Here is a 6,723-nt window from a genome sequence, read left to right as displayed (position 1 = left end):
CGGAAGTTAAGCTCTCTAGCGCCGATGGTAGTTGGGACCTTGTCCCTGTGAGAGTAGGACGTCGCCAAGCAACTAAAAACACAAGTCATTTGACTTGTGTTTTTTTGTATTGTTAAAAAGAACGGGAAAGAAGTAAGGGTGATACAAACACGTTGCCCAAGAGTTAATCATATTATATAAGAGATGGGTGTATATTTTTCTGTAAATTGTTAAGGATTAGAAGTATAAAATAGGTTCACTAAAATAGGGAGGGAAGGCTATGAAATTACAAAGTGAAGTTTGTATTGTTTGTGAGACAAAAAGAAAAGAAGGTATATATGTTTATAATAATTTAATATGCTATGAATGTGAAAAGGATATGGTGAATACAGAGACAGATGATCCGAAATATATACATTATTTAAAGCAGCTTCGAAAATTAGAAGTATCATATTTTTAAATAGGCATATGCCTATTATTTTTTTTGTTCTGTATAATAGATAGAGAATGAATAATAAGGAAGAGATGTAGATGAATCAAAATCGTATGCCTTTATATGAGGCGTTAATAGAGTTTAAAGAAAGAGGGCCGTTATCCTTTCATGTTCCAGGTCATAAGAATGGTTTAAACTTCCCTCAGGAGGCAATAAGAGAGTTTAAAGATATTCTATCTATTGATGTAACTGAGTTAGCAGGACTAGATGATTTGCATAGTCCGTTTGAATGTATAGATGAGGCACAACAATTATTGGCTGAAGTTTATAATACAAAGAGGAGCTATTTTTTAATTAATGGTTCAACAGTCGGGAACTTAGCAATGATTTTGTCTTGTTGTGGGGAACATGATATTGTTCTTGTACAAAGAAATTGCCATAAATCAATTATTAATGCTTTAAAACTTGCGGGAGCAAATCCCATTTTTTTAGATCCATGGATTGATGAAGCTTATAACGTACCGGTGGGAGTTCGTAACGAAATTATTAAGAAAGCAATTGAAAAGTATCCAAATGCGAAAGCACTCATTTTAACGCATCCTAATTATTATGGTATGGGTATGGATCTAGAGACAAGCATCGCTTTTGCACATGCACATAAAATCCCTGTTTTGGTAGATGAGGCACATGGGGCACATCTGTGCTTGGGAGAACCATTCCCAAAGTCAGCATTAACATATGGTGCAGATATTGTAGTTCATTCTGCACATAAAACATTACCCGCAATGACAATGGGTTCCTATTTACATATAAATAGTCACTTAGTAGACGAAGAGAAGGTTACTACTTATTTAAGTATGCTACAATCTAGTAGTCCATCGTATCCAATTATGGCTTCCTTGGATATAGCACGCTTTACAATGGCGCGTATAAAAGAAGAAGGTCACAGTGAAATTGTTGAGTTTTTACGAAGATTTAAGGAACAATTACGTTCTATTCCCCAAATCGCCATTTTAGAATATCCGTTGCAAGATGAGTTAAAGGTCACCGTACAAACTCGTTGTCAGTTATCAGGGTACGAATTACAGTCTGTATTTGAAAAGGTCGGTATATATACAGAGATGGCTGATCCGTACAATGTCCTATTTATTTTACCCTTACAAGTAAATGAGGGATATATGAAGGTTATAGAGATGATCCGAGTAGCATTGCAACATTATGAGGTGAAAGACAAGAGGGAATCTATTCGTTATACTTATAAAGGTGAATTCTCTCTTTTACCGTATACGTATAAACAACTAGACGGATATGAAACAAAGATAGTATCTATAAAAGAGGCTGTTGGAATGATAGCGGCGGAAATGGTGATTCCGTATCCACCTGGAATTCCATTGATTATGTATGGAGAGAGAATTACTTCAGAGCATAAAGAGCAAATTATGTATTTAGAGAGAGCAGGAGCTCGTTTTCAAGGTAATACGAAATATATGAAAGTGTATGATATAGAAAGTAGGTTTTAGGATGAAGGGATTATTTGTAACAATTGAGGGCCCAGAAGGTTCAGGTAAAACAACGTTAATTAAAAGCTTATTGCCATATTTTGAAAAAAAAGCACAAAAGGTAATGGCGACAAGGGAACCAGGCGGTATTGCAATTTCTGAGGACATTAGGACGATTTTACATAAACAAGAATATACGATGATGGAAGCACGTACAGAAGCGCTTCTTTATGCTGCTGCGCGCAGACAACATTTAGTAGAAAAAGTTATGCCAGCACTTAATGAGAACTACCTCGTGTTATGTGATCGTTTTATAGATAGCTCTTTAGCATACCAAGGCTATGCAAGAGGATTGGGTATGGATAAGGTATTTGAAATAAATCGTTTCGCAACAGAGGACTGTATGCCTAGTTTAACAATTTATCTAGACATTGAGCCTGAGGTTGGTTTGGCTCGGATTGAAAAAGATGCAGGACGTGAAGTAAATCGACTAGATATGGAAGATATCTCTTTCCATAAACGTGTGCGCGAAGGGTATTTACAAGTTGTAGAACGTTTCTCGGATCGTATTGTATTGGTAAATGCTGATCAGCCGATGGAAAAACTTATAGAAGAAGTTGTTCAGATTATAGAAGATAAATTGTTATAATAGAAGGAAAGAATGAAATAAGTGAGGTATGCATTATGACGAAGACGTGGGAGCAGCTTTCTGCTATACAACCCATCGGTGTAAAAATGTTGATGAATAGCATTGCAAAAGAGCGTATATCCCACGCTTACTTGTTAGAGGGAGGGAAAGGGACAGGAAAGTTTGCGACAGCAATTCAAATGGCAAAGAGTTTCCTCTGTTCTGAGCGGAATGGGGTAGAGCCCTGCCATGTATGTACAAACTGTAAGCGAATTGATTCAGGTAACCACCCTAACTTACATATTGTAAAACCAGACGGATTATCTATTAAAAAGCAGCAAATTCATGATTTACAAGAAGAGTTTTCAAAAACAGGATTAGAGGCAAATAAAAAATTATATATTATTGAGCACGCAGATCGTATGACAGCAAATGCGGCAAATACACTTTTGAAATTTTTAGAAGAACCAAGTAGTGATACAACTGCTATTTTACTTACTGAACAAAGTCATCAAATTTTAAATACGATTTTATCTCGTTGCCAAGTTGTTACGTTTAGACCGTTACCTACGGAATCTTTAATTAGAAGATTACAGGATGAAGGGATTACAGCATCTTTATCGACACTTGCTGCTCAACTTACAAATAGTTTTGATGAAGCTTTAGCTTTATGTAGTGATGAATGGTTTGCACAAGCACGAGCTTTAGTGATAAAATTATGTGAAGCGCTCGAAAAAGATAAAACCTCTATTTTTTTTGTACAAGAAAAATGGGGAAAACACTTTGGAGAGAAAGAACAATTACAGCAAGGTTTAGATATGTTACTCCTTATTTATAAGGATTTATTATATGTTCAACTTGGAGAAGAAGATCGTCTTGTTTTTCATGATCAGAAAGAGATGTTTGAATCGTTTTCCTATGCTCAGAAGCGCATTGTATCAGCTCTCTTTAATATATTAGAGGCAAAAAATAGAATCAACGCTAATGTAAATGCGCAGCTTGTGTTCGAACAGTTAGTGTTGCGGTTGCAGGAGGGATGACCGTTTTGTATGATGTAGTAGGTGTTCGCTTTAAGAAGGCCGGAAAGGTATATTACTTTGATCCAAACCAGTTCGATATCTCTGAAAATGAGTTTGTCATTGTAGAAACGGTAAGAGGTATTGAATACGGAAAAGTAGTTATTACCAAAAAACAAGTTGATGAAAACGACGTTGTATTACCGCTAAAAAAGGTTATTCGTATTGCAAATGAAAATGATCGTACCATTGTTGAAGAGAACAAACATGCTGCCAAAGAAGCATATCAAGTCTGTCAACAAAAGGTAGTAGAGCATAATCTTGATATGAAACTTGTAGATGTAGAGTATACATTCGATCGTAATAAGATTATTTTCTATTTTACTGCGGATGGTCGGATCGATTTCCGCGAACTAGTGAAGGACTTAGCCGCAATTTTTAGAACAAGAATTGAACTAAGACAAATTGGTGTTCGTGATGAAGCGAAGATGCTAGGTGGTATTGGTCCATGTGGTCGTATGCTTTGTTGTTCTACTTTTTTAGGGGATTTTGAACCTGTATCCATTAAAATGGCAAAGGATCAAAATTTATCATTAAATCCTGCAAAAATCTCTGGTTTATGTGGTCGCTTAATGTGTTGCTTAAAATATGAGAATGATGAATATGAGGCAGCAAAGGAACAACTTCCTGATTTAGATCAACGTATACAAACCCCGCATGGTACTGGCCGTGTTATCGGATTAAATATTTTAGAAAGATTAATTCAAGTGGAACTAGTAGACAAGGAACGGATAGTAGAATATACGTTAGATGAGTTAGTGAATAAAGGGGTCGTTTCGAGTCAAACCACAGATTAATGAGGTGGGTGCTTGTGGAGAAAAAAGATATTTTTGAATCGGTTTCTAGTATGGAAGAGCAAATTGGACATTTATATAAACAGTTGGGAGAGTTAAAACAGCATCTTGCAGAGTTGTTGGAAGAAAACCAGCATATAAAAATGGAAAATAACAATTTGCGACACCGTTTTGAAGAAGTGCAGAATAAAGAAAAACAAAAAACTCAAAAACGTAAAGAAGTGAAGCCGAAAACAGATATTGGTGAAGGCTATGACAATTTAGCGAGACTGTATCAAGAAGGTTTTCATATTTGCAATCTACATTATGGAAGTGTACGTAAAGAGGGAGATTGTTTATTCTGTCTGTCATTCTTAAATAAAAAGTGAAATTACCTTTCCAATTATAATTGGAAAGGTAATTTTTTATACATGAAATAGGGTAGGTTAAGGGTAAGAAAAGGAGCAGTATATGAATTTATATGAAGATGAACGTTTAGATTACTTATTAGCACAAGACATGAAGATTATACAAAGCCCATCAGTATTTAATTTTTCTTTAGATGCCGTTTTACTTGCAGATTTTGCATGGGTACCAATTCAAAAGGGGAATTTACTTGATTTGTGTACAGGTAACGCGGTTGTTCCCCTTCTATTAAGTACAAGAACAAAAGGAAATATTACTGGGGTGGAAATTCAAGAACGCTTATATGATATGGGAGTAAGAAGTGTTCAATACAATGGGTTGGAGGAAAGAATTCACCTCATACATGGAGATTTGAAAGATATGCCAGAGAAACTTGGGCGTCATCAATATGATGTTGTTACATGTAATCCACCATATTTTCAAACACCTCAAACTTCAGAGAAAAATATGAATGAACATTTAGCGATAGCTCGTCATGAAATTATGTGTACATTAGAAGATGTTGTATCTGTAAGTAGTCAGTTAGTAAAACAAGGTGGGAAAGTAGCGTTTGTACATCGTCCAGGGCGATTACTAGACATTGTCACATTAATGCGTAAATATAAAATTGAACCAAAGCGTGTGCAATTTGTTTATCCTAAGGTTGGAAAAGAAGCAAATACATTGTTAATTGAAGGAATTAAGGATGGAAATGCAGATTTGAAAATTTTACCGCCTCTCGTTGTATATGAGAACAATAACGAATATACAAAGGAGCTACGTTCGATTTTATATGGAGAAGAATAAGCACTTTTTTTATGTGGTAGAGTGCTCTGATGGAAGTTATTATGCTGGATATACAAACCATATAGAAAAGAGAATTCAGACTCATAATAGCGGCAAAGGGGCTAAGTATACACGCGTCAGGCTTCCTGTTGTTTTAAAATATGTAGAGACCCACGATGATAAGCGTACAGCTATGCAAGCGGAGTATTACTTTAAGCAATTAACGAGAAAACAAAAAGAGGCATATATGCAAAAAGGAGAACGCTATGTGGCAACAAAAAAGCTTTCAACAAAATGAAAAGGGAGTTTTATATTTAGTACCAACTCCTATTGGAAATCTAGAAGATATGACATTTCGTGCAATCCGAATTTTAAAAGAAGTTGATTTAATTGCTGCTGAAGATACGAGACAAACGAAAAAACTTTGTAATTATTTTGAAATTGAAACACCTGTTACGAGTTATCATGAGCACAATAAAGAAGTAAGTGGGAAGAAACTATTAGAGAAATTAGAGGATGGAAAGAATGTAGCACTTGTTAGCGACGCTGGTATGCCGTGTATTTCTGATCCAGGTTACGATATTGTCGTTGAGGCAGTAGCTGAGCAATATCATGTAATTCCGCTTCCTGGAGCAAATGCAGCCCTTACAGCATTAATTGCATCCGGTCTTGAAACAAAGCAGTTTTATTTCTATGGTTTCTTGCAGAGAAACAAAAAGGAACGAAAGATGGAGTTAGAAAAGCTTCGTTATGTACAAACTACAATGATGTTTTATGAAGCGCCTCATCGTTTAGACGATACTTTAATTTCGATGCAGGAAGTGTTGGGAAATAGAGAGATTGTATTATGTCGAGAGTTAACTAAAAAATTTGAGGAATTTATTCGAGGGACAATCGAAGAAGCAATTGAGTGGACGAAGCAAAATGAAGTGCGTGGTGAGTTTTGTATTTTAGTAGCTGGTTCAACAGAAGAACCTGCTCCAGAAGAACAATGGTGGGAATCTCTTTCGGTATATGATCATATTGAATATTATATAAATGAAAAAAGTATGAATTCAAAAGAAGCGATTAAAACAGTCGCTAAAGATCGAGATTTGTCGAAAAGAGATGTATATCAAATCTATCATGTCGATAAAAAATAAGC

The 6,723-nt window shown here is 35.5% G+C and carries 9 protein-coding genes; all 9 read left to right on the top strand.

The features are described 5' to 3' along the window. Window positions 1-259 precede the first annotated feature (259 nt). The 9 genes from HFD78_RS27670 (at window position 260) to rsmI (ending at window position 6,721) form a co-directional block, all read left to right on the top strand. Window positions 260-439: a sigma factor G inhibitor Gin gene (locus tag HFD78_RS27670; RefSeq protein WP_000776279.1), complete on the top strand. Its 180-nt coding sequence runs from the start codon at window positions 260-262 to the stop codon at window positions 437-439. Window positions 440-510: 71 nt separating this feature from the next. Further along, window positions 511-1,932, top strand: a complete 1,422-nt coding sequence (locus HFD78_RS27665) for an aminotransferase class I/II-fold pyridoxal phosphate-dependent enzyme (protein WP_097863193.1) — start codon at window positions 511-513, stop codon at window positions 1,930-1,932. Window position 1,933: 1 nt separating this feature from the next. Further along, window positions 1,934-2,560 carry a dTMP kinase gene (gene tmk / locus HFD78_RS27660; protein WP_000677214.1) on the top strand — a complete coding sequence of 209 codons (627 nt, stop codon included), beginning with the start codon at window positions 1,934-1,936 and terminating at the stop codon, window positions 2,558-2,560. A 35-nt stretch (window positions 2,561-2,595) separates the two neighbouring features. Next, window positions 2,596-3,579: a DNA polymerase III subunit delta' gene (gene holB / locus HFD78_RS27655; protein WP_000169563.1), complete on the top strand. Its 984-nt coding sequence runs from the start codon at window positions 2,596-2,598 to the stop codon at window positions 3,577-3,579. A gap of 5 nt (window positions 3,580-3,584) precedes the next feature. Then, window positions 3,585-4,412, top strand: coding sequence for a PSP1 domain-containing protein (locus HFD78_RS27650; protein WP_000272429.1), 828 nt, complete (start codon window positions 3,585-3,587; stop codon window positions 4,410-4,412). Between the two features lie 14 nt (window positions 4,413-4,426). Further along, window positions 4,427-4,777 (top strand): DNA replication initiation control protein YabA, encoded by a 351-nt coding sequence (gene yabA, locus HFD78_RS27645; protein ID WP_000412063.1) that lies wholly within the window; start codon window positions 4,427-4,429, stop codon window positions 4,775-4,777. A gap of 82 nt (window positions 4,778-4,859) precedes the next feature. Then, window positions 4,860-5,600, top strand: coding sequence for a tRNA1(Val) (adenine(37)-N6)-methyltransferase (locus tag HFD78_RS27640; protein WP_001055367.1), 741 nt, complete (start codon window positions 4,860-4,862; stop codon window positions 5,598-5,600). Beyond that, window positions 5,587-5,877: a GIY-YIG nuclease family protein gene (locus HFD78_RS27635; protein WP_000414350.1), complete on the top strand. Its 291-nt coding sequence runs from the start codon at window positions 5,587-5,589 to the stop codon at window positions 5,875-5,877. The genes HFD78_RS27640 and HFD78_RS27635 overlap by 14 nt, the downstream gene beginning before the upstream one ends. After that, window positions 5,846-6,721, top strand: coding sequence for a 16S rRNA (cytidine(1402)-2'-O)-methyltransferase (rsmI, locus tag HFD78_RS27630; RefSeq protein ID WP_000267821.1), 876 nt, complete (start codon window positions 5,846-5,848; stop codon window positions 6,719-6,721). Before HFD78_RS27635 ends, rsmI begins: the two co-directional genes overlap by 32 nt. The last annotated feature ends 2 nt before the right edge of the window (window positions 6,722-6,723 follow it).

Source organism: Bacillus sp. EKM501B, from assembly GCF_011800505.1.
Taxonomy (GTDB): domain Bacteria; phylum Bacillota; class Bacilli; order Bacillales; family Bacillaceae_G; genus Bacillus_A; species Bacillus_A cereus.
Note: the sequence above shows the minus strand (reverse complement) of the source record. Positions and strands in the feature narration are given on the sequence as shown.